The following is a 23255-nucleotide window of genomic DNA, read 5'->3' as shown; positions in this document are numbered from 1 at the left end:
CAGAGCACGTAGCCGGACAAGCGGCCCTGTCGCGCGGGTATCTCCAGCCTGGTGGTCAGCGAGCCTGGCCGTCGACGCCCATGAGGCCCATGATCCGGCGCAGGTCCTCGATCGAGGCGAACTCGACCGTGATCTTGCCCTTGCGCTGGCCGAGGGCGATCGCGACGCGCGTCTCGAGGTGGTCGGCGAGCCCCGACGTGTACTCCTCGAGCTGCGGGTGGCGCGAGCCCGCTCGCGGACGACGCGGCTTCGGGGCCTGACCACCCTCACCGAGCGCGACGAGCTCCTCCACCGTGCGCACCGACAGACCCTCCGCGACGATGCGCTGGGCCATCCGCTCCATGGAGGCGCCATCGGGCAGGCCGAGCAGCGCCCGCGCGTGGCCGGCGCTCAGCACGCCCGCCGCGACACGACGCTGGACGAGCGGAGGCAGCTTGAGCAGGCGCAGCGTGTTCGAGATCTGCGGACGCGACCGGCCGATGCGCGTCGCGAGCTCCTCGTGCGAGCACCCGAAGTCGTCGAGAAGCTGCTGGTAGGCGGCCGCCTCCTCGAGCGGGTTGAGCTGGCTGCGGTGCAGGTTCTCCAGGAGCGCGTCGCGCAGGAGGTCGTCGTCGCTCGTGTCCTTGATGATCGCCGGGATCGTGGCCTGCTCGGCCTGCTGCGACGCTCGCCACCGACGCTCACCCATGATGAGCTCGAAGCGCTTGCCCTCGGCCTCGCCGAGCTGGTCCTCCGGGATGCGACGCACGACGATGGGCTGCAGCACGCCGATCTCGCGGATCGAGTGGACGAGCTCGCCCATGTGGTCCTCGTCGAAGACCGTGCGCGGCTGGCGCGGGTTGGGCCGGATCGAGTCGATGTCGAGCTCGGCGAACTCCGCACCCGGCACGACGGCGAGCTCGGGACCGGACGCGGTGGCGCCGGTCTGCGGTGCGACGGGCATGGCGTCGGCGGCGTCGACCGATGCGGCGCCAGCCTCAGGCGACTCCTCGGTGGCGAGGGCGACGCCGCCCCCGTCCTCCACCCGCTTCTGCTCCGGGAAGAAGACGTCGACCGGTCGGCCCGCTCCCCCGCTGGGTGCGCTGGGGATGAGCGCTCCGAGACCCCGACCCAGTGCGCGACGCTTCTCCGCCATTCAACATCCTCTGACCATGTCGGGCGCGACCCTCGCGTCCGGCGCTCAGTCTAGGTGGTCGCCACCGGTGATCCGCGCAGGCAGCCCTGGGGGCGGTGGTGCGCGTTTCACGTGAAACGCCGGCGCCGCAGGACCGGCCTGAGCACGTTGCGACGACTCGGGAACCACGTTTCACGTGAAACCTGCGGGCCCGGGGCGCGAGGTGCCGGAATTCACCTGCATGGGTGAGTGGCTGTTTCACGTGAAACCGCGACCCGTTCGAGGGCAGACGCGTCCCGATGTGACCATGCGGTGCGTGTGGCCGCCGGTCCTACCGACCACGTTCATCTCCCGAGAGCCCGGGGAGGTGACGCATCCGCTGGACGCTGGCACCCTCTCGGGTCGCCTGGCCCCCACCACCCTGACCCATCACGCTGACCCATCACGCTGACCCATCACGCTGACTCGTGCACCGGAGGGTCTCCCTCGTCCCCGGTCGCTCAGGTGGTGGCCCGGCCGAGGAGTGCACTCGCGTCGATGCAGCGACACACGAGGTCAGACCGCTGCGGCGACAGCACCTCTCGGTGTCAGGGCGCCCCCTCCGGGACCTCCCCACCTGGTGCTTCCGAGCTCCCTGTACTCGTCCTGGATGACGCCGTGGTTGACCCACCGATCAGCACGAGCGCCCTCAGCCGCCGCACCCTCGAGCAGCTCCCGCGCTCCGGGGAAGCGGGCGATGACGACGCCCTCCCCCGGGTACTCGTCCGCGTCGACAGGGCGGAACTCATTGACGTCGGCCAGGCCGTCACCGCCCTCGTCGACGACGGCGAACCGGGTGAGCTCGAAGTCGCCACGGCCCCGAGCAGCGAAGAGCCACTCGACGGTCCCGCCATCGAGGTCGACCGTGAGCATCTGCTCGACGCCGGCGCCACGGACCAGCGCGGCCTCTGCCTGTCGTTCGGTCAGGTGGCGCATCGTCAGATCATGCCCGAACCACGGCGTGCCATCCGAGCACCGTCATCGCGAGATGCTGTGAGAGCCCGTGCGGGCTCGCGCGAGGCGGGTCGCTGAGGGTGTACGTCAGGGGCAACGGGCGACTAGCTGAGGCCGTCGTTTCACGTGAAACCGAGAGGACGTGCCGAACCTGTCTCCACCTTGGGGGCTTGCCACCCATCCGTTTCACGTGAAACGGCGCCGCCCCTTCAGGGACGGCGCCGTCTTCGCAGGCAGGCGAGGGGCGGTCAGGCCGCCCCGGCGGCTCCCCGATCGGCCATCTCGCCGGCCGCCTCGAGATAGGCCAGGGCGCCGCTGCTCGTCGAGTCGTACGTCATGACCGTCTCCCCGAAGCTCGGGGCCTCGGAGATCCGGACCGAACGCGGGACCGTCGTCCGGAGGACCTCCTTCGGGAAGTGCTCGCGCACCTCCTCGGCCACCTGCGCCGAGAGACGGGTTCGACCGTCGTACATCGTCAGCAGGATCGTCGAGACGTGCAGCGGCGGGTTGAGGTGGGCACGGACCAGCTCGATGTTCTTCAGCAGCTGCGACAGGCCCTCCAGCGCGTAGTACTCGCACTGGATGGGGATGAAGACCTCGCTCGCCGCGACCATCGCGTTGACCGTCAGCAGGCCGAGGCTCGGTGGGCAGTCGATGAGGATGTAGTCGTAGCTGTGGCCGGCCTCCGCCGCCGCAGCGATCGCCTTCTGCAGCCGGGTCTCACGGGCCACGAGCGAGACGAGCTCGATCTCGGCGCCGGCGAGGTCGATGGTGGCCGGCGCACAGAAGAGGCTGTCGACCGTGGTGCACGGCTGGACGACGTCGAGCAGCGGCGTGCCGTCGACGAGAACGTCGTAGATCGAGGGCACCTCGGCATGGTGGTCGATGCCCAGGGCGGTGCTCGCGTTGCCCTGCGGGTCGAGGTCGATGACGAGGACCGTCAGTCCCGACTGCGCCAGCGCCGCGGCGACGTTGACCGTGGTCGTGGTCTTGCCGACGCCACCCTTCTGGTTCGCGACGGTCAGGACGCGGGGGGCGGCCGGCTTGGGGAAGGGCCGCCCGGTCAGCTGGATGCGGCGACGGGCGTTCTCGGCGAGCTCACGAGCCAGCGGGGTGTCGTCGTCGGCCTTCGGCAGGGCCGCGACGATCGCCTCGCGGTCGGCGTGCCCGTCGGCGTACGCGCGGCGGCGGGCCTCGTCGTCCACAGCGTTGTCCCCAGCCGCCGACACCCCCGATTCCTGCGTGGAGAGCGTGATCTCGGGCGCGTCGTCCACCGTGTTGTCCACAGGTCGTTCTTCCTCATCATCTGTGTTGTCGTCGGGCCCGGAGACCGCCTCGCGGTCGTCGTCGTCCGCCTCATCCGTCAGGTCGTCCTGGCTGTCCGTGTCCTCGTCGACCGGAGCCGGATCGGAGGCCAGCACCTCCGGGGCGGGGCCGCTGGGCTGGTGCTCGCTCTCCCCGTGATCCACGTTCTCGGCCGCACCCCCGCCTGCGTCGGCCAGCGCCTCCACCGCACCCGGCTCGGCGCGGTCCAGGTCGCGGCGTCCAGGCTGACCGGCGGTCGTGGAGCGCTGATCTCCTGTCGTGTCACCGGTCCCGTCCAGCGGGCCGTCCTTCTGGGGACCCTCTGTCGACGTACCGGAGTCCGCGACGAGGGTTGCATCGACGACTGCGGCCTCGGGAGCCTCGCCACCCGGCGCGGGTGGGGTTTCGGTCGCACCACGCTCCCCCGGCGTCGGCCCTGTTTCACGTGAAACACCGCCGAGCATGCGGGCGAGCCAGCCCAGACGGCGGTGCTCCGGCGACGGTTCGGGTTCGCTGGGCCACCCCAGGTTCGTCGACATCGTCACGGGGAGTGCACCTCCGGGGATCGCGGGTGGCGGTGACGCGGAACGGGCAGCCCGTCGCCGCATCCACCGCCGGAAAGGTCTCGACACGATCATGTCTGATGCGGCCGACGTCTGCCGGACGCCGGGCCGGTGCGCCGCGAACCACGCGGCCGATCCGCACGCCGGCGCGCGGATCCTGCGCTGCTGGGAGCGCGGGAGCGGAACCGGCGACGGTCCACCCCCTCCCCGATCGTCAGGCGAAGGACGATCGTCGGGTCGGCGAGGACGTCAGCGCCGTACTCCTCGACCGATGCATCCACGACACCGAGACGCGTCAGGGCGGTGCGGTGCTCCTCGAGCTCGTCCTGGGCGCGAGACCCCTTGAGCGCGAGCACGGTCCCGTGCGGCGCCAGCAGGGGCAGGGTCCACTCGGCGAGCTGGACGATCCCGGACACGGCGCGAGCCGTGACCCACGGTGCGTGCACGGCGTCCCACAGCGCCTCGGCGCGGGCGGTGTGCACGGTGACGTTCTCGAGTCCGAGCTGCGCGATCGCACCTGAGAGCCAGCCAGTCCTGCGCGCGAGCGGCTCGACCAGGTGCACGTGGAGGTCCGGCCGGGCGATGGCGATGGCCAGGCCCGGCAGGCCGGCGCCGGAGCCGACATCGACGACCTGCTGGCCGTCCTGAGCCACGGGGATGGCGGTGTGCACGACGGCGCAGTTGAGCACGTGCCGGTCCCAGAGACGAGGCGCCTCACGCGGACCGATGAGCCCGTGGCTGATGCCCGTGTCCGCGAGCACCGCGACGAACTCCTCTGCGAGCGGGAGGCGCTCCCCGAACACCGCCGCGGCGAGGTCGGGGGTGGCCGGGACGACCGGGGGCCCGCTCGACCCACGCTCCTCGTCAGCCACGCCATGCTCCTTGTCCTACGTCGTCAGCGGCGGCCGTCGGTGACGGACCGCCCCGTTTCACGTGAAACGTGCCGGCGCTCAGGCCGGCAGGATGACGACGTGGCGGTTCGGCTCGACGCCCTCGGACTCGGACACGAGACCGGCGGCCGCGACCTCGTCGTGCACGACCTTGCGCTCGAAGGCCGACATCGGCTCGAGCGACGACTTCTCGCCCGAGGTCTTGACGTGCTCGATCGCCGTCTTGGCGAGGTCGACGAGGGTGGAGCGGCGCTCGGCCCGGTGGCCGGCGATGTCGAGCATGAGGCGGCTGCGCTCACCGGTCTCGGCCTGGACCGCGAGGCGGGTCAGCTCCTGGAGGGCCTCGAGGACCTTCCCACCCTGTCCGACGAGACGGCGCGGCACGCGGCCGTCCTCGGAGTCGACGATCGCGACGGCGGCGCGGTCACCGTCGACGTCGACGTCGATGTCCCCGTCCAGGTCCGCGATATCGAGGAGCGTCTCGAGGAAGTCGGCCGCGACCTCACCCTCGCGCTCGAGCTGGCGCACACGCGACGGCTTGTCCGCCTTCTCCGCTGCGACGGCGTCCTCGGCGTCCTCGGCCTCGGCGTCCTCGGCGTCCTCGGCCTCGGCGTCCTCGGCGTCCTCGGCCTCGGCGGCGTCGGCCGCGTCGGCCGCGGGCTCGGCCGGCTCGGTCACGGCGGCGGTGTTCTCGGCTGCCGCGTCGGTGGTGCTGGCAGCGTCGGTCGCCTCGCTTGCGGCGGTCGTCGACGCCGTCGTGGCGTCAGCGTTGTCAGCGGAGGTGTCGACGGCCACGTCGCCGGTCGCCTGGGTGTCGCTCATGGGGATGCTCCTTCGTTCACCGGCCTCGGACCTGTGGACAACTCACGTCGTCGCAGGTCAGGGGCTCAGCAGGTATGGACAAGCGTGTGGATGGACGCCTCAGCGGCGGTTCTTCGGCGCGGTCGTCTTGGCGCGCTTCTTGCTCTTCGGCTGCTGGCGCTGGCCGGCCTTCGGGGCGTCCTCGGCGGCCTCGGCGCCGTCGAGCCCGGGCACGGTCAGCTCCTCGAACGTCTTGCCCTTGCGCTCGAGCCGCTTGCGGCGGTTGGCCTCGGCCTCGGACCCCGGCGCGGGCATGTTCCGGATGACGTAGAACTGCTGCCCCATCGTCCAGAGGTTCGTCGTGAGCCAGTAGATGAGGACACCGATCGGGAAGTTGATGCCGGAGATCGCGAAGAAGATCGGCATCAGGTAGAGCAGCACCTTCTGCTGCTTCGCGAAGGGGTTGTCGAGCGCCGCCGACGGCATGTTCTTGCGCATCAGCTGGTACTGCGTCGTGAACGTCGTCGCCGACATGAGCACGATGAGCACCGCGGTGAGGATCTTGACGCTGAGCTGGTCGCTCGAGACGAAGGAGTCCGACAGCCTCGCGCCGAAGATCGTCGAGCTCTCGATGGCGCGGGCGACCTCGTTGGTGATCGGGCCGATGCCGGGCTGCTTGCCCTCGGCCTGGGCCTTGAGGTTGTTGAGCAGCTGGAACAGCGCGAAGAAGAACGGGCTCTGGATGAGGATCGGCAGGCAGCTGCTGAACGGGTTGGTCCCCGTGCGGCGGTAGAGATCCATGATCTCCGCCTGCTGCGCCTTCTGGCTCTCCGGGTCGCGCTTGCCCTTGTACTTCTTCTGGATCTTCTGCATCTCCGGCTGGATGAGCTGCATCCGCCGCGAGGAGTGGATCTGGCGCACGAACAGCGGGATGAGCAGGAGCCGCACGACGACGGTCAGACCGACGATCGAGAAGGCCCAGGCCCAGCCGGCGAGGTCACCCTTGAGACCGATCGCGTCGAACAGCCAGTGCCAGGCGTACATGACCCATGCCTCACCCAGCTTGATCGGGTAGAGCAGGGTGTTGAAGAACTCGCTCAACGTGTGTCCTCTGTCGTCCGGTGAGCCGGCCATGCCTTCGGTCCGGTCACCACTGGTCGGCAACGATATGCCGCGTGGTCAGGTGGTGGGTGCTCCGTGGTGGTGCCGGTGCCGCCTCGCGGTGCCGGGCGCCGGGTCGGGGTGCGGCGTGACGCCCGGTGCGACGTCGGGCCCGGCGGCCGCGTCAGCCCCCGCTTCGGCGTCCCTCGGGCGGAAGTCCTCGGGACGGACGTCGTTGCGGGCGGCCCACGTGAGCGGAACGTCGTCGACGCCACCCGGGTTCCACGGGTGGCACCGGCCGATCCGCCGCGCGGCCAGCCATCCGCCACGCAGTGGGCCGAAGCGCATGAGCGCGGTGACCGCGTAGGACGAGCAGCTCGGGTAGAAGCGGCAGCTCGGCGGCGTGAGCGGGGAGATGAAGCGCTGGTAGATGCGGACCGCGAGCACGAGCGGGGCCGCGAGCACCTGGTTGACCGTGACGCTCACCGGCAGGTCACCTTCTCGAGCTGCCGCCCGAGAGCGGCATCGAGCTCGACCCAGGACGCCTGCGCCGCGGCGGGGTTCGCGCGGACGACGAGGTCCCAGCCGACGGCGACGCGGTCGAGGTGACCGGCCATGCTGGCCCGGAGCCGACGCTTGGTGCGGTTGCGCACCACGGCGTTCCCAACGGCCTTGGACACAACAAAACCGACGCGCGGCGGAAGCTCCGCACGCGCATCGGTCCGGTTGGCATGCACGACGACGAGTCGCCCGCCCGCTCTGCTGGCGCCAGGCCCGCGGACTGCCGACGCGAAGTCTGCGCTCTCACGCAGACGGTGACGTGCCGGCAGCACGCCGAGACCTACGGCGGCTCAGGCCGAGAGCTCGGCGCGGCCCTTGCGACGGCGGGCGGCGAGGATGGCGCGACCCGCGCGGGTGCGCATGCGCAGGCGGAAGCCGTGCGTCTTGGCGCGGCGACGGTTGTTCGGCTGGAAGGTGCGCTTGCTCACGAGGTTCTCCATTGGTCGCGGGGCCGGGCGACTCTCGTCGACCCGCGCTCCCGTGGTGGTGGGGCAGGGCGTGGTCTCGGCGACCGCAATCGGCAAGCCCGTGGTGCTTCGGCGTCGACCCGGAGGACCGGGCGCGGCGCGGAGCGCCATGGGCATGCGAAAGAGGTCGCAGACACGCTCGGTCAACGATACGGGAGCGTCGGAACGAGGGTCAAACCGAGGGAGCGGCAACGCCTGCCTCGTGCCGAACCGACCGATCCTCGGGCGTTCCGGAACGGATTCAAGCCGACACGCCGTGAGTTGGCCGAATCCGTGCACCTGACGATTGTCAGCGGAGCCCTCGAGTTGTAGGTTTCGGTGCTTACGGTCCTGGTCCACCCATGCACAGGCTGTGGACAAACATGTGGACAACAAGGCATCGTTCACCCGGACAGCGGACGGCGGAGGGCCGTCCAGCCCGGAAGCGCGGCTTGGGAGCCGCCCCGGGTAGTACCGGAACGTGCCCGACCGACGGGCCCGAGACTTGACTCAGGGGTAGGTGGGACCAGGTGGCCGAGGCAGGCGTCGACTACGCACAGATCTGGCAGGAGACGCTCCGCACACTCGACTCGGTCGGCCTGACCAACCGCGAGCGCGCGTTCGTGCGGCTCTGCCGGCTGATCGGTGTCCTCGACCAGGTGGCGCTCGTGCGCGTGCCGAACAACTTCACCAAGGACTTCCTCGAGACGCGCATGCGCGAGCAGGTGCATGCGGCGCTCAGCGCGCAGCTGGGTCACCCGGTGCAGCTCGCCGTCTCCGTCGACGAGACCCTCGAGACCGACCTCGGCATGATCAGCGACGAGCCCACCGGCCAGCCTGCGCTGTCGGACGGCGCGCGTCCGTCCAACCCCTTCGCCTCGACACCGGGGAACCAGGGGCACCAAGGGCACCAGGGCCAGCAGGGCCAGATGGGACAGCTGCCCCACCACGGGATCAACCACGGCACCGGTTCCTCCGGTCAGGCGATGCCTGGAGGGGCGGCCGCGCACGCGGGCTCGAACGGGCACACCGTCCCGGCACAGCCGCCGCTCGGCAGCCCGTACTCGCAGGTGCACCCGGCGGCGGCGAACCCCAACCCGCTGCGTGACCTCGCCGAGAGCGCGCCCGCACTCGACGGCGCCGACCTCGACGAGCCGCGTCCGCAGGCCTACCCGGCCCCGAACCACGGCGGCATCGACCCGTTGCGCGCAGGTGGCGAGAGTGGCCCGCTGCGCCAGCAGCGGCCGGAGCCCCCGGTCGTCGGCGACACGCGTCTGAACCCGAAGTACACCTTCGACACCTTCGTCATCGGCGCGAGCAACCGCTTCGCCCATGCGGCCGCCGTCGCCGTGGCCGAGGCGCCGGCCAAGGCCTACAACCCGCTCTTCGTCTACGGGGAGTCCGGTCTCGGCAAGACCCACCTGCTGCACGCCATCGGGCACTACGCCCGCACGATGTTCCCCGGCGTGCGGGTGCGGTACGTGAACTCCGAGGAGTTCACCAACGACTTCATCAACAGCATCCGCGACGACAAGGCGAGCGCGTTCCAGGCCCGCTACCGCAGCGTCGACGTGCTGCTCATCGACGACATCCAGTTCCTCCAGGGCAAGCTGCAGACCCAGGAGGAGTTCTTCCACACCTTCAACACGCTGCACAACGCGAACAAGCAGATCGTCATCACCAGCGACCTGCCCCCGCGAGAGCTGTCCGGCTTCGAGGACCGGATGCGCACCCGCTTCGAGTCGGGACTGCTCACCGACGTCCAGCCGCCCGACCTCGAGACCCGCATCGCGATCCTGCGCAAGAAGGCGATCCAGGACCGGATGAAGGTGCCGGACGACGTCCTCGAGTACATCGCGACGAACTTCAGCACGAACATCCGCGAGCTCGAGGGCGCCCTGATCCGCGTCACGGCCTTCAGCAACCTCAACCGCCAGCCGGTCGACCTCCCGCTCGCCGAGATCGTGCTCAAGGACGTCCTGCCGAACGAGACGCCGAACCAGGTGACGGCGGCGACGATCATGGCGGTCACCGCCGCGTACTACGCGGTGACGCTCGAGGACCTCTGCGGCTCGAGCCGGTCGCGCCAGCTCGTCACGGCCCGGCAGATCGCCATGTACCTGTGCCGCGAGATGACCGACCTGTCGCTGCCGAAGATCGGGCAGCACTTCGGCGGCCGCGACCACACGACGGTCATGCACGCCGACCGCAAGATCCGCGAGCTCATGGGCGAGCGGCGCGCCATCTACAACCAGGTCACCGAGCTGACGAACCGGATCCGCCAGCAGTCCCACTGACACACGCTGGCCGACGCGTCCGTGCGCGATGTGTCCGTGCGCTGACGCGTCGGTGCGCTGACGCGTACCTCCCCGACGAGTCAGGGGCGTCGGGACGCGATGGTGGCCTCGAGCGCGTCGTCCCACGGCGTCGGCGCGAGCCCGAAGGTGTGCTCGGTCAGGGTCGTGTCGAGTACGAACGGCCGCTCGAACTGGTGACGCGTCTCGCGCAGCTCACGCATGAACGGCACGACGAGCCCGGCCGCGGTGCCCAGCGGCCGCGGCAGCACCCGGACCGTGCGCGCCGTGACCCCCGCGAGCCGGGCGACGTCGCGAGCGGCCTCGGCGAACGTCCGTGGTGCCGAGGTCGGCACGTGCCAGGCCCGGCCCCACGCGTCCGCGCTCGGATCGCTCGTCGCGACGCGGGCGGCCAGGGCACCGACGTCGGGCACGTACGTCCACGAGTGCGGGACGTCGGGGCGCCCTGCGGGGACCAGGGGCGTCCGGCCGGCGAGGAGCGCGTCGATGACCACGTCGTTGAGGTAGCTCGTGCGCGGCGTCGTGCCCGGGCCGAAGTAGTCGCTCGACCGCAGCTCGGTGACCCGGACCCGGCCCGCACGGTGCCGCGCCAGCGCCTCGGTCCACATGTCGGCGCGCAGGGCGCCCTTGTGGCCGGCGGGACGCATCGGGTCGTCCTCCCTCATCGGGCCCTCCACCCGGCCGTAGCCGTAGAGGTTGCCGATGATGACGAGGCCGGCGCCGGTGGCCTCGGCGGCAGCCAGCGTCGCCGCGGCGACGGGCGGCCAGTCGGTGTCCCACGTCGTGTAGCTGGGCGGGTTGACGGCGTTGACGATGCTGGCGGCGCCGCGGGCGAGCTCGGTCAGCCGGGATGCGTCGGCCGCGTCGGCGGCGACGACCTCGACGGCCTCGGGGTGGGCGTCCTGCCACGGACGCTCGGTGACGCGGCCCGAGCGCGACGCGAGGGTGACGGTGTGGCCAGCGGCCACGAGGGCGGCCGTCGTCGTGCGTCCGACGCCGCCGGCGCCGAGGACGAGGTGGTGGGACATGGGTGCTCCTGGAAGGGGTCGTGGGTCGCGGGTCGTGACCTCACCGCGAATGTGAGCAGTGCTCACGTTCCAAGCATGCGCGCATGGTCGAGGAAAAAGCAAGAGCACTGCTCACATTTTCTCGCCGGCTGTGTCAGGCTCGGTCCATGACCACCTCCGAGCGCACCACCAGCGAGCCGACCGATGCGCCGACCGATGCGCCGCCCGATGCGCGGACCGAAGAGCCGACCGCCGCAGAGCCGCTGGGCCGTCGGGCCCGCAACCGGATGGCCATCGAGGCCGACATCCTCCGCGTCGCGCGCCAGCACCTGGCCACCTCGGGCGCCGCCGCCCTCAGCCTCCGGGCGGTCGCCCGCGACCTCGGCATGGTCAGCTCGGGCATCTACCGGTACGTCGAGAGCCGCGACGAGCTGCTGACCCGGCTCATCGTCGACGGCTACACCTCGCTCGCCGCGGCGGTCACGACGGCGCACGACGACATCGACCCCGACGACCTCGGGGGCCGGTGGGAGGCGGTCGCGCACGCCCTGCGCGCCTGGGCGCTGGAGCACCCGCACGACTTCGCCCTCCTCTACGGTTCACCCGTTCCGGACTACACGGCACCCGCGGACCGCACGACCGAACCCGGCACCGCCGTCCTGGCCCTCGTGACACGTATCGTCGACGGCGCCGCCCGGGCGGGGCGCGGCCCGACCCTGGCACCGGCGCTCGAGCGACTCGCCGACGCGGGGGTCGGCGCCTTCCTCCAGGACGACTTCTTCGCCGGCACGGCCATCGAGGCCGGGGCGCTGGCGCAGGGCCTCAGCGCCTGGACGCTGGTGCTCGGGGCCGTCACGAGCGAGGTGTTCGACCAGCTCGGCCCGGTGCCCGACGCCGGGGCGCTCTTCGCGTGGCACGTCGCGGTGTCGCGACGCCTCGTCGTCACGGACTGACCCGTCGGGGCCGGCCGGCGGGCGCGGCTCGACGAACCGAACGAAACGGGCACTCGTGACTAGTCACCATGTACCGGACATCGCTTCAACCGAGAGAGACCGCCGCGGCGCCAGGGACGTCCACAGCTGTCCACATCCGCATCCACAGCTGTGTGCACAGCGTGACCCGGTCGTGATCACGCCGCCCGGAACCCACAGGCTCTACCCCCAGCTGTGGTTATCCACTCCTGTGGACAACTCTGTGGAAGTGGCGCCGGCCTTCATCCACAGGTGACTAGCCACCAATGCGCACAAAACGGACATGGGCTCCGGCTGTTTCCACAAGGACACTGTGGACAGGTGTGGACGAGGTCGGAAATCTTGCGGAAAAACTGCACCGTGCTTGTGAGCACCGTGTGAATGACGAAACGGCGTCCACAGCGAGCTCGGGTCCGCCCCGTCGACCGCCCACATCTCCTGCACACGCGAATCGACGGGTTGACCTGCGTCGACGCCGCTTGTCCACAGGATCCACAGCACCTATGACGATGACGAGAACCCAGATGACGAGAGATGCCCCGACAACGAGGGTCTCGAGCGACCCGACGACCGAGGCGGGGAGGGCCGGTGGAAGACTCCCCCCGACACGGCCCGCCGGCAGGTGCCGGGGCCCCCGACCGTTTGTGGCGTGTTTGTGGTGCCACCTCGGGCGCAGGGACTAGTGTCTGAGCCCCCATGTCCAACCTGTCGAAGTGAGAGCACCGTGAAGTTTCGGGTTGAGCGAGACGTCCTGGCCGAGGCCGTGACCTGGGTGGCGCGCGGTCTTCCGGCGCGCCCGCCCGTGCCCGTGCTCGCGGGCGTGCTCCTCGAGGCCAGCGAGGAGGGCTCGCTGACGCTGTCGGCCTTCGACTACGAGGTCTCCGCGAAGATCACCGTGCCGGCCGACGTCGCCGAGTCCGGCCAGGTGCTCGTGCTCGGCCGCCTGCTCGCCGACATCTCGCGCAACCTGCCGAACAAGCCGATCGACGTCAGCACCGACGGCACGAAGGTCAACGTCGCCTGCGGCTCCTCGCGCTTCAGCCTGCGTGAGATGCCGGTCGCCGACTACCCGACGCTCCCGGCGGCCCCCGAGACCAGCGGCACGATCGCCGGCGACACCTTCACGCAGGCGGTCGCACAGGTCTCGATCGCCGCCGACCGCGGCGACACGCTGCCGATCCTCACCGGCGTCCGCGTCGAGATCGACGGCGACAAGGTGACGCTGCTCGCCACCGACCGCTACCGCCTCGCGATGCGCGAGCTGACGTGGACCCCGAGCGAGTCCGACGCCAGCCACGTCGCGCTCGTCCCGGCCCGCCAGCTGTCCGACACCGCGAAGGCGCTCGGCGCGTCCGGCTCGGTGTCGTTGGCGTTCGGCGCCGGTGGCGATGGCCTCATCGGCTTCGAGGCCGGCCAGCGCCGCGCCACCACCCGTCTGCTCGACGGCGAGTACCCGAAGGTCACCTCGATCTTCCCGACGAGCGTCGACACCGAGGCCGTCGTCGAGACCGCCTCCCTCGAGGAGGCCGTCAAGCGCGTGGCACTCGTCGCCGAGCGCAACACCCCGGTGCTGCTGAAGTTCACCGACGGCCAGGTGGCGATCGAGGCCGGTACCGGCGACGACGCCCAGGCCTCCGAGGCGGTCGAGGCCACCCTCACCGGTCCCGAGATCCAGATCGCGTTCAACCCGCAGTTCCTCCTCGACGGCCTGCACGCCGTCGGCACCGCCTTCAGCCGGCTGTCGTTCACCCAGCCGAGCCGCCCCGCGGTGCTGTCCGGCCAGGAGGAGGCCGACGGCGAGCCCGACGGCTCGTACCGGTACGTCCTCATGCCGGTGCGCTTCGCCAGCTGACCCACCTGCGTCCCGACGTCGCCCTCGCGGGGTGACGGTCCCCGGGCGGTCGCCTGACCACGGGCGAGCCCGCCGGTGCACCCGGTGCTCCGGCAGGCGTAGCCTCGAACCGCTCGTGCTCCACCGGCACTCCCTGCCGCACCTCGCTCCCTGCACTCCCCCAGAAAGGCTCCCGACATGCAGCTCGGTCTGATCGGTCTCGGCAAGATGGGCGGCAACATGCGGGAGCGGTTGCGTCGCGCGGGCCACGAGGTGATCGGGTTCGACTTCAACCCGGCCGTGCGCGACGTCGCGACGATGGCGGCCCTCGTCAAGAAGCTCGAGGCGCCCCGCGTCGTGTGGGTCATGGTCCCGGCCGGCGACCCGACGCGCGAGACCGTCGCCAAGCTCGCCGAGCTGCTCGAGCCGGGTGACCTCGTCATCGACGGCGGCAACTCGCGCTTCACCGACGACTTCGAGAACGCCAAGCTCCTCGCCGGCAAGAAGATCGGCTACATCGACTGCGGCGTCAGCGGGGGCATCTGGGGCCTGGAGAACGGCTACGGCCTCATGTGCGGTGGCGACAAGAAGTGGGTCAACAAGGCCATGCCCATCTTCGACGCGCTGCGCCCCGAGGGCCCCCGCGAGGAGGGCTTCGTCCACGCCGGCAAGGTCGGCGCCGGCCACTACACGAAAATGGTCCACAACGGCATCGAGTACGGCCTCATGGCCGCCTACGCCGAGGGCTACGAGCTGCTCGAGAAGAAGGATATCGTCACCGACGTGCCCGGCGCCTTCAAGGCGTGGAGCCGCGGCACCGTCGTGCGGTCCTGGCTGCTCGATCTCATGGTCAAGGCGCTCGAGGAGAACCCGCACCTCGACGACGTCTCGGACTACACCAACGACTCCGGCGAGGGCCGGTGGACCGTCGAGGAGGCCATCGCGCTGTCGGTGCCGATGCCGGTCATCTCGGCCTCGCTCTTCGCCCGGTTCGCCTCCCGTCAGGAGAGCTCGCCGACGATGCAGGCCGTCGCGGCGCTGCGCGGCCAGTTCGGCGGCCACCAGGTGATGAGCATCGCCGAGGGCGAGGCCCTGCGCACCGGGTCCGCCCCGGTGGCCCCGGCCAAGAAGGCGGCCGCGAAGAAGGGCGCGACGAAGCGCGCAGCCACCAAGGCCGCGAGCAAGCGTGCCGCCGCGTCGGCCTCCCAGGCGAACGTCGCGACGGCCAAGACGTCGGCGAAGTCCGGGCGCAAGGCGGCCTCGAAGGCCACCGACGCGGCCGACTCGGTGCGCGGCCAGAAGCGCGCCGCCAAGAAGGCCTGAGCGCAAGGCCCGGTTCGTTGCATGTCCGGCACCTGACCCTCAAGGACTTCCGCAGCTACCCGAGCGCCGAGCTCGCGTTGTCGCCGGGGGTCACGACGCTCGTCGGTCTCAACGGTCAGGGCAAGACGAACCTCGTCGAGGCCGTCGGCTACCTCGCGACGCTCGGGTCGCACCGGGTCGCCACCGACCAGCCGCTCGTGCGGTTCGGGGCGAGCCAGGCCGTCATCCGCGGGGCCGTCGTGCGCGACGACCGGGAGACGCTCGTCGAGCTGGAGATCACGCCGGGCCGGGCCAACCGCGCGCGGCTCGGCCGGGCGCCGGTCAAGCCGCGCGACGTCCTCGGCACGGTGCGCACCGTCCTCTTCGCTCCGGAGGACCTCGCGCTCGTCAAGGGTGACCCGTCGGAACGGCGTCGGTTCCTCGACGACCTCCTCGTGCAGCGGCAGCCGCGGTGGGCCGGGGTGCGCTCGGACTACGACAAGATCCTGCGCCAGCGCAACGCGCTGCTGAAGTCGGCGGCGCCGGTGCTGCGCAAGGGCGCCCGATACCGCCCGCGGCCCGGTGACCCGAGCAGCGACGAGGCCCGTGAGGCGGCGCTGCACACCCTCGACGTGTGGAACGACCACCTCGCGGGCATGGGCTCCCAGCTCGTGTACGCCCGCCTGCGGCTGCTGCGCGACCTCGTCCCCGACCTCGCCGAGTGCTACGACGCGGTGAGCGCGGCCGCCTCGAACGCCAGGGCCGTGTACCGCAGCTCGCTGCACGAGGACCTCGCCGCGCGCCTCGCCGCGGGAGAGGTGCCGGAGGTCGACGAGCTGCGCGCGGGGATGCTCGAGACCCTGGCGCAGGTGCGCGGCAACGAGGTCGAGCGCGGCGTGACGCTGGTCGGACCGCACCGCGACGACCTCGTCCTGTCGCTCGGCGAGCTGCCGGCCAAGGGCTACGCGAGCCACGGCGAGTCCTGGTCCTTCGCGCTCGGCCTGCGGCTCGCGGCCTACCGGCTGCTGCGCCGCGACCTCGGCGATGACCCGGTGCTCGTGCTCGACGACGTCTTCGCCGAGCTCGACTCCGGCCGGCGGGAGCGGTTGGCCGCCCTCGTCGACGACTGCGAGCAGGTGCTCATCACCGCGGCGGTCGGGGCCGACGTGCCCGACCGGCTTCGCGAGCGGGGGGCGACCTTCACCGTCGAGCTCGGCGCCGTCGCGTCTCCGGGTGTCGACGCGCCGGACGCCGACGCGTCGGGCGACGTGTCGGGCGACGCGCTGCCCGACGCCGTGGACCCCGACGCCGACGCGTCTCCGGGTGAGGCAGCCCCGGCCAGCGCCAATGGGGAGCCGACGACGGATGGCTGACGACACCACGCCGGACGCGGGGGCCCCGGATCGCGAGGCGACGCCGGGTGACGATGCCGCGCCTCGTCCAGAGCTAGGGACCGTCGAGGACGCCGGCCGGGCCGGCGCGCCCGATGACCCCGGTCCGTCGGACACCGACACCCGGATCGCCGACGCCGCCGCGTCGGCCCTGGCGCGGGCGCGGGCCGCGGCGTCGGAGAAGGGGCTCCGGCCGGGGATGAAGCCGCGCAAGCGGCGCCGGCCCATCGGCGAACCGACCCTGTCGGGCTCGAGTCGCGACGGGCGCGACCCGACCCTGCTCGGCGACCAGCTCGACCGGCTGCTCCTCGACCGGGGCTGGCGCGTCGACGTCGCGGTCGGTTCGGTCATGGGGCGCTGGCCCGAGATCGTCGGCCCCGACATCGCCGGGCACGTCGAGCCCATGACCTTCGTCGACGGGGTGCTGACGGTGCGGGCCGACTCGACGGCCTGGGCCACGCAGATGCGCCTGCTCGCGTCGTCGCTGCTCGCGCGGATCGAGGAGGAGGTCGGCGTCGGCGCGGTGAGCGAGCTGCGGGTCGTCGGCCCGAGCGCGCCGTCGTGGAACCGCGGCGCCCGGCGCTCCCCCGACTCCCGCGGCCCGCGCGACACGTACGGCTGACCGGAGACGGGCCCCGCCCGTCGGGCGACTGTCGGCGACGCGGCGCACACTGGCTCCATGACCGCGACGCCGATCCACCGCTGCCTGATCGTCCCGCCGTACATGCTCGAGGAGCTGGCGCGCAGCGCCGAGCCCGCCGTCGCGGCGCAGGCACGCCAGGCGCTGCGGCACGACGCGTCGGTCCGCGAGCTGCGCAGCGCGCCGACCGCTCACGCGAAGAAGCGTCGGCGCCACCGCCCCGGAACGCCACCGGCCGGCACACCCGACACGTCGACCCCGTCGACGCCCGTGCCGGAACGCACCATCGCCGACGCGAAGGGGGCCCAGACCACCCCCGGCACCACCGTGCGGCGCGAGGGCGAGGCGGCCACGTCCGACCCGGCGGTCAACGAGGCCTACGACGGCCTCGGAGCCACCTGGGAGCTGTGGTGGCAGGCGTACCAGCGCAACTCGCTCGACGGCCAGGGCCTGCCGCTGCTCGCAACGGTGCACTACGGCCGCAACTACGACAACGCCTTCTGGGACGGCACCCAGATGGTGTTCGGCGACGGCGACGGCGTCATCTTCGAGCGGTTCACCAAGAGCGTCGACGTCATCGGGCACGAGCTCGCGCACGGCGTCACCGAGCACACGGCCGGCCTGAACTACCAGGGTCAGTCGGGCGCGCTCAACGAGTCGATCTCCGACGTCTTCGGTGTCCTCGTCAAGCAGCACCAGCTCGGGCAGAGCGCCGACCAGGCCGACTGGCTCGTCGGTGCCGACCTGCTCAACCCCTCGGTCAAGGGTCGGGCCCTGCGCGACATGCGCAACCCGGGCACCGCCTACGACGACCCGCGGCTCGGCAAGGACCCGCAGCCCGCCGACATGGCGCACTACGTCGACACCCAGGACGACAACGGGGGCGTCCACATCAACTCCGGCATCCCGAACCGCGCCTTCGCCCTCGCCGCCCTCGCCATCGGCGGCAACGCGTGGGAGGACGTCGGGCACATCTGGTACGCCGTCGTCTCGGGCGACGCGATCAAGCCGACCTGCGACTTCGAGACGTTCGCGAACCTCACTGTCGACGCGGCCGCGACAGCCCACGGTGACGGCTCCGCCCAGCACACCGCGGTGCGGGATGCATGGCAGCAGGTCGGCGTGCTCGCCGCCGCGGGCCAGGCGCCGGCACCCGGCGGACCCGGGTCGGCCGGCCCGGGCACGGCCGGCCACTCGACCGGTGGCACCGACCCCGCGACGCCCCCGAGCACCGAGGCGCAGGTGGTGCTCCGACGCACGGGCGGGTTCGCCGGGCAGGTGCGGGAGCGTCGGGTCGCGATCGGCGAGCTGTCCGAGCGCGACCAGAAGGACTGGCAGCACCTGCTCGCTGCGCCGACCCTCCAGCGGATCGCGGCCTCCACCGAGCGCACGCACCCTGATGCGTTCATCTACTCCGTCGTGTGCGACGAGGCGGGCTGCGACGTGACGATCCAGGAGCCCCACCTGCCCGAGGCCATCCACTCCCTCTTCGAGCGCACCCTGTCCGAGCCCGACGAGTGACGGGACCGGTCCGGGTCGGTGTGTCCGACCCGGACCGCTCCATCCGTCAGTCGGCGGAGATGACGTACGGGTCATCGCCCTCCGGGATGTCGACCTGGTCCCGCGGCCGTGCTCGGCCCACCACCTCGCAGGACCCGTCCAGGGTGCATCGCTGCAGGCTGCGGGTTCCGCCGGTCGACCCGACCTGCACGGTGATCGTGCCGTCCGCGCCCATGCGGTAGCTGACCGGCGAGCCGACCCCGGTGGCGACGTCGCCGCGGCCCTCGAGCACGACCGAGGCATCGCTGGTCCGCACGACGACGAGCCCGCCGTACGTGAAGGACCGATCGGGGTTCAGCTGGGAGTCGTCGAGTCCGTCGATCTCACCGGTCGCGAGCAGGTACTGCCCGTCGGCGGAGAAGGACCGGAACAGCAGTGGGCCGCACAGCCGCCACCGGGTGCGGTCGCTGGCGAGGTCGACGAGGTCGTGGCACGTCCGCGTCGATGGCTTGTTCGGGTCCGGGGCCACGAGCGCCGTGCCTGTCGCCGCGTCGACGAGGGCGAGCCGATGCTTCACGGGCCGGACGTCATTGTCGAGGATGTCCCACGCCACGGCGTCCCCACGGAACCCCCGGTTGGCGTAGACGACACCGTCGATGACGCCGACGGCCTCGAAACCGGGCGAGGACCCTCCGGAGCCGGATACGGCGCAGTCGCAGGCCGATGCCGGCAGCGTACGGACCCACGTGCCACTGCCGTCGTAGACGCGCAACGTGCCGAGCCTCTCGATCACGATGAGCTGGCCGTCGGCGGCGACGGTGGCCTTGCCGCTGCCCAGCTGCATGGTCGGCAGGTCGAGCGGCTGCAGCACTTGGTAGTCGCCGGTCTTCGCCCGCTGCACGAGCCAGCGACCTCCCGGCAGGGTCGCGAGGTAGTCGCGGGAGACGGAGCTGCCGAGCGGGTGCTCCTTCGTGCCGTCGTGGATGACGCCGCCGGCGAGGTAGGGGATGTCGGTCGCGGCGGTCGGGTCGCCGGTGGCGGGCCGCAGGTTCGCGGGCGCGGGCGAGCCGTCAGCCGTCAGGGTCGGGGTCGAGGTCGGCGTCGGCGATGTGGATGTCGGAGGCATGACCGGCACGGAGGGCGTCGGCAGGTCGGTGGGCCGCGTCGTCGAGGGGGCGACCGGGACGGTCCGGTCCGGCGTCGGGCCCAGCGCCGCCCACCCGACCGGGACGCCGACAGCGAGTACGAACGCTGCGGCGACGCCGACGGCCGCGGCGCGTCGGCGACGCAGCTGGGCGTCTCGGCGGATCGCGCGCTCGGCGAGGTCGGCCACGACGTGCACGCCCTCGCTCCGGCGTTCGAGCACGTCCTTCAGCTCCGGGTCGAAGTGGCTCATGCCGTGGCCTCGCTCATCCTCGTGCGCAGCGCACTGATGGCGCGGCTGGTGTGGCTCTTGACCGTCCCGACCGAGCAGCCGAGGACGTCGGCGGTCTGGGCCTCGGTGAGGTCCTCGTAGTAGCGCAGCACGACCGCTGCCCGCTGCCGGGTGGGCAGCGCCTGCACGTGCCGCCACAGGTCGAGCGCCTCCGACGCGTCGAGGCCGGCCGGCGCCGGAGGCGCGATGACCTCGAGCACGTGGCTGCCCGGCGACTCTGGCCGGCGCAGCAGCCGGCGCCAGCGCGAGTTGTTCTCGTTGACCATGAGACGGCGCACGTACGCGTCGGGCAGATCGGCGGCCCGGACACGCTCCCAGTGGCGGTACACCTTGGCGAGGGCGTTCTGCAGGAGGTCCTCGGCGGCGTCGCGGTCGCCGGTCAGCAGGTACGCGAGCCGGCCCAAGGCCTGCTCGCGCGACCTGACCCAGGCCGTGAAGTCGTCGCGCCGGTCGGCGTCGTCCATCGGATGCTGTCCCCTGTCGTCCGACCCGAGGGCGCTGTGGAGGCGCGTCCCGGGTCACTGCGCCGGCGGCTGTGCCGGCACCAGTCATGACGCCCGCGACGCCGCCGGCGTTGTCACCGGAGTCTCGTCGATTCGAGCAGATTCCGGCGTGTCGAGGGCCGGTGCGGCGGCCGAGGGTGTCGAGCCGTGAGAAGGCACCTGAGGCGCGCTGGGGGGCCGGGTCGTGATCCTCCCCCCGGATCAGCGGGGTTTCGGGCCGGAAAAGTGCCCTCCCGGGCGTTTGCGGGGCACAGTCGGAGCGCTCGGACCGGTAGAATGAGCGGGACTCGGCTCGACCGTGCCGTCTGACACGGGCGGGCCGTCCCGATGTCACCGACCGGTGGCACGACGCGGGTTGCCGGCGTGACGTGGCGCACCCGGGTCGACGTGTGAAGAGGAGAGACGTGTCCGAGGCCGACCAGACGCCCCAGAATCCCATCGACCCCGCGGCCTCGGCAATCAACGCGGCCGACTCGACCGACGCGGCCACCCCTGCGGTGGCGGCGCCGGCCGACCTCCGGCCGAACGGCGTCGACTACGACGCGAGCGCGATCACGGTCCTCGAGGGGCTCGAGGCGGTCCGCAAGCGTCCGGGCATGTACATCGGCTCCACCGGTGAGCGCGGCCTGCACCACCTCGTCTACGAGATCGTCGACAACTCCGTCGACGAGGCCCTCGCCGGGTACGCCACGCAGATCGACGTCACGCTCCTGGCCGACGGCGGCGTCCGCGTCAAGGACAACGGTCGCGGCATCCCCACCGACATCCACCCGGTCGAGAAGATCAGCGCCGTCGAGCTCGTCCTGACCCAGCTGCACGCCGGCGGCAAGTTCGGCGGCGGTGGCTACAAGGTGTCCGGTGGCCTGCACGGCGTCGGGTCCTCGGTCGTCAACGCGCTGTCGACGACGCTCAAGGCTGCCGTGCGCCAGAAGGGCCACGTGCACCGGATGAGCTTCTCCATGGGCGTGCCCGACGGGCCGCTGCGCCAGGAGGAGGCCACCGACGAGACCGGCACGACGATCACGTTCTGGGCCAACGCCGACATCTTCGACACGACGGTCTACGACTACGAGACGCTGCGGGCGCGCTTCCAGCAGACCGCCTTCCTCAACAAGGGGCTGACGATCAGCCTCACCGACGAGCGCGTCGACGCGTCGGGCGAGGGCGAGGTCGACCTCGACCAGCTCGAGTCCGACCTCACCGAGGTCGAGGCGAGCGACGAGGACGACACCGCGGCCGGTGCGTCGGGCGCGTCGGGCGAGAAGAAGAAGGTCACGGCCAAGAAGGTCACCTACCGCTACGACGGCGGTCTCGTCGACTACGTCAACCACATCAACAGCAGCAAGCGCAGCGAGCCGGTGCACCCGGACGTCATCTCGCTCGAGACCGAGGACTCCGAGCGGATGCTCTCCCTCGAGCTGGCGATGCAGTGGACCACGGCGTACTCCGAGTCGGTCCACACCTACGCCAACAACATCAACACCCACGAGGGCGGCACCCACGAGGAGGGCTTCCGCGCGGCGCTGACCAAGCTCGTCAACGACTTCGCCCGCAAGCAGAACCTCCTCAAGGAGAAGGACGAGAACCTCACCGGCGACGACATCCGCGAGGGCCTGACCGCCGTCATCTCGGTCAAGCTCGGCGAGCCGCAGTTCGAGGGCCAGACCAAGACCAAGCTGGGCAACTCCGAGGTCAAGGGCTTCGTGCAGCGGGCCATGACCGACGAGTTCGGCCACTGGCTCGAGGCGCACCCGAACGAGGGCAAGGACATCGTGCGCAAGTCGGTCCAGGCCGCGGCGGCCCGCATGGCCGCGCGCAAGGCCCGCGAGGCGACCCGCCGCAAGGGCCTGCTCGAGTCGGGCGGCCTGCCGGGCAAGCTCAAGGACTGCCAGAGCAAGGACCCGAGCCGCTCCGAGGTGTTCATCGTCGAGGGCGACAGTGCCGGCGGCTCGGCCACCCAGGCCCGCGACCCGCACACGCAGGCGATCCTGCCGATCCGCGGCAAGATCCTCAACGTCGAGAAGGCGCGCATCGACAAGATCCTCGCCAACAACGAGGTCCAGGCGCTCATCTCCGCGTTCGGCACCGGCATCGGCGAGGACTTCGACCTCGCCAAGGCGCGGTACCACAAGATCGTCCTCATGGCCGATGCCGACGTCGACGGCATGCACATCCGCACCCTGCTGCTGACACTGCTCTTCCGGTTCATGCGCCCGCTCATCGAGGCCGGCTACGTCTACCTCGCACAGCCGCCGCTGTTCCGCCTCCGCTGGAGCAACGCCGACCACCAGTTCGCCTACTCCGACAAGGAGCGCGACGGACTGCGGAAGCTCGGCGAGGAGAAGGGCTGGCGCCTGCCGAAGGACAACCCGATCCAGCGCTACAAGGGTCTCGGCGAGATGAACTACGGCGAGCTCGGCGAGACGACGATGGACCCCGAGAAGCGCACGCTGCTCCAGGTCACGCTCGACGACGCCGCCAAGGCCGACGAGGTGTTCGCCGTGCTCATGGGTGAGGACGTCGAGTCCCGGCGGACGTTCATCCAGAAGAACGCGCACGACGTGGCCTTCCTCGACATCTGACCCA

General features: G+C 71.4%; 20 protein-coding genes. 8 read left to right on the top strand and 12 right to left on the bottom strand.

From position 1 onward, the window contains the following. Positions 1–55: 55 nt before the first annotated feature. The 9 genes from RY076_RS01120 to rpmH all read right to left on the bottom strand — a co-directional run bounded on the left by RY076_RS01120 (position 56) and on the right by rpmH (position 7756). Entirely contained in the window at positions 56–1135 is a 1080-nt protein-coding gene (locus tag RY076_RS01120; protein ID WP_323095525.1) for a ParB/RepB/Spo0J family partition protein, read from the bottom strand. Between the two features lie 534 nt (positions 1136–1669). Continuing rightward, complete coding sequence (locus tag RY076_RS01115) at positions 1670–2089, bottom strand: hypothetical protein (RefSeq protein WP_323095524.1); 420 nt, start codon at positions 2087–2089, stop codon at positions 1670–1672. 266 nt (positions 2090–2355) lie between these two features. Then, the gene (locus tag RY076_RS01110) at positions 2356–3393 is read right to left on the bottom strand and encodes a ParA family protein (protein ID WP_323095522.1); all 1038 of its coding nucleotides are present in this window, start codon (positions 3391–3393) and stop codon (positions 2356–2358) included. A 653-nt stretch (positions 3394–4046) separates the two neighbouring features. After that, positions 4047–4847 (bottom strand): 16S rRNA (guanine(527)-N(7))-methyltransferase RsmG, encoded by an 801-nt coding sequence (rsmG, locus tag RY076_RS01105; RefSeq protein WP_323095520.1) that lies wholly within the window; start codon positions 4845–4847, stop codon positions 4047–4049. A 78-nt stretch (positions 4848–4925) separates the two neighbouring features. Further along, entirely contained in the window at positions 4926–5687 is a 762-nt protein-coding gene (locus tag RY076_RS01100; protein WP_323095519.1) for a Jag family protein, read from the bottom strand. A gap of 99 nt (positions 5688–5786) precedes the next feature. Then, positions 5787–6767: a membrane protein insertase YidC gene (yidC, locus tag RY076_RS01095; protein ID WP_323095518.1), complete on the bottom strand. Its 981-nt coding sequence runs from the start codon at positions 6765–6767 to the stop codon at positions 5787–5789. 78 nt (positions 6768–6845) lie between these two features. Next, complete coding sequence (gene yidD, locus RY076_RS01090; protein WP_323095517.1) at positions 6846–7253, bottom strand: membrane protein insertion efficiency factor YidD; 408 nt, start codon at positions 7251–7253, stop codon at positions 6846–6848. Further along, positions 7250–7600 (bottom strand): ribonuclease P protein component, encoded by a 351-nt coding sequence (gene rnpA, locus RY076_RS01085; RefSeq protein WP_323095516.1) that lies wholly within the window; start codon positions 7598–7600, stop codon positions 7250–7252. The genes yidD and rnpA overlap by 4 nt, the downstream gene beginning before the upstream one ends. Before the next feature lie 18 nt (positions 7601–7618). Continuing rightward, on the bottom strand, positions 7619–7756 hold the full coding sequence (gene rpmH, locus RY076_RS01080; protein ID WP_010849920.1) for a 50S ribosomal protein L34: 138 nt from the start codon (positions 7754–7756) through the stop codon (positions 7619–7621). A 548-nt stretch (positions 7757–8304) separates the two neighbouring features. On the opposite strand from rpmH, the gene dnaA reads away from it, so the two are divergent. After that, entirely contained in the window at positions 8305–10071 is a 1767-nt protein-coding gene (dnaA, locus tag RY076_RS01075; RefSeq protein ID WP_323095508.1) for a chromosomal replication initiator protein DnaA, read from the top strand. An 80-nt stretch (positions 10072–10151) separates the two neighbouring features. On the opposite strand, the gene RY076_RS01070 is transcribed toward dnaA, so the two are convergent. Beyond that, positions 10152–11117 carry an NAD(P)H-binding protein gene (locus RY076_RS01070; protein ID WP_323095507.1) on the bottom strand — a complete coding sequence of 322 codons (966 nt, stop codon included), beginning with the start codon at positions 11115–11117 and terminating at the stop codon, positions 10152–10154. A gap of 146 nt (positions 11118–11263) precedes the next feature. Between RY076_RS01070 and RY076_RS01065 the strand changes: the two genes are divergently transcribed. The 6 genes from RY076_RS01065 to RY076_RS01040 all read left to right on the top strand — a co-directional run bounded on the left by RY076_RS01065 (position 11264) and on the right by RY076_RS01040 (position 18752). Continuing rightward, positions 11264–12049, top strand: coding sequence for a WHG domain-containing protein (locus RY076_RS01065; RefSeq protein ID WP_323095506.1), 786 nt, complete (start codon positions 11264–11266; stop codon positions 12047–12049). 742 nt (positions 12050–12791) lie between these two features. Next, complete coding sequence (gene dnaN, locus RY076_RS01060; protein ID WP_323095504.1) at positions 12792–13919, top strand: DNA polymerase III subunit beta; 1128 nt, start codon at positions 12792–12794, stop codon at positions 13917–13919. Between the two features lie 177 nt (positions 13920–14096). After that, positions 14097–15221 (top strand): phosphogluconate dehydrogenase (NAD(+)-dependent, decarboxylating), encoded by a 1125-nt coding sequence (gnd, locus tag RY076_RS01055; protein WP_323095503.1) that lies wholly within the window; start codon positions 14097–14099, stop codon positions 15219–15221. Between the two features lie 17 nt (positions 15222–15238). Next, the gene (gene recF, locus RY076_RS01050) at positions 15239–16573 is read left to right on the top strand and encodes a DNA replication/repair protein RecF (protein WP_323095502.1); all 1335 of its coding nucleotides are present in this window, start codon (positions 15239–15241) and stop codon (positions 16571–16573) included. Continuing rightward, positions 16566–17213, top strand: a complete 648-nt coding sequence (locus RY076_RS01045) for a DciA family protein (protein WP_323095500.1) — start codon at positions 16566–16568, stop codon at positions 17211–17213. The genes recF and RY076_RS01045 overlap by 8 nt, the downstream gene beginning before the upstream one ends. A gap of 57 nt (positions 17214–17270) precedes the next feature. Next, the gene (locus tag RY076_RS01040; protein ID WP_323095498.1) at positions 17271–18752 is read left to right on the top strand and encodes a protealysin inhibitor emfourin; all 1482 of its coding nucleotides are present in this window, start codon (positions 17271–17273) and stop codon (positions 18750–18752) included. A 46-nt stretch (positions 18753–18798) separates the two neighbouring features. On the opposite strand, the gene RY076_RS01035 is transcribed toward RY076_RS01040, so the two are convergent. Together RY076_RS01035 and RY076_RS01030 are read right to left on the bottom strand one after the other, a co-directional pair. Next, entirely contained in the window at positions 18799–20127 is a 1329-nt protein-coding gene (locus tag RY076_RS01035) for a hypothetical protein (RefSeq protein WP_323095497.1), read from the bottom strand. Then, complete coding sequence (locus RY076_RS01030) at positions 20124–20630, bottom strand: SigE family RNA polymerase sigma factor (RefSeq protein WP_323095495.1); 507 nt, start codon at positions 20628–20630, stop codon at positions 20124–20126. Before RY076_RS01030 ends, RY076_RS01035 begins: the two co-directional genes overlap by 4 nt. Positions 20631–21073: 443 nt before the next feature. On the opposite strand from RY076_RS01030, the gene gyrB reads away from it, so the two are divergent. Further along, positions 21074–23251, top strand: a complete 2178-nt coding sequence (gyrB, locus tag RY076_RS01025) for a DNA topoisomerase (ATP-hydrolyzing) subunit B (RefSeq protein ID WP_413785720.1) — start codon at positions 21074–21076, stop codon at positions 23249–23251. The last annotated feature ends 4 nt before the right edge of the window (positions 23252–23255 follow it).

Origin of the sequence: Intrasporangium zincisolvens (assembly GCF_034724055.1) — a bacterium.
In the GTDB taxonomy this organism is placed as follows: Bacteria; Actinomycetota; Actinomycetes; order Actinomycetales; family Dermatophilaceae; genus Monashia; species Monashia zincisolvens.
This window is presented reverse-complemented; position numbering and strand designations above follow the sequence as displayed.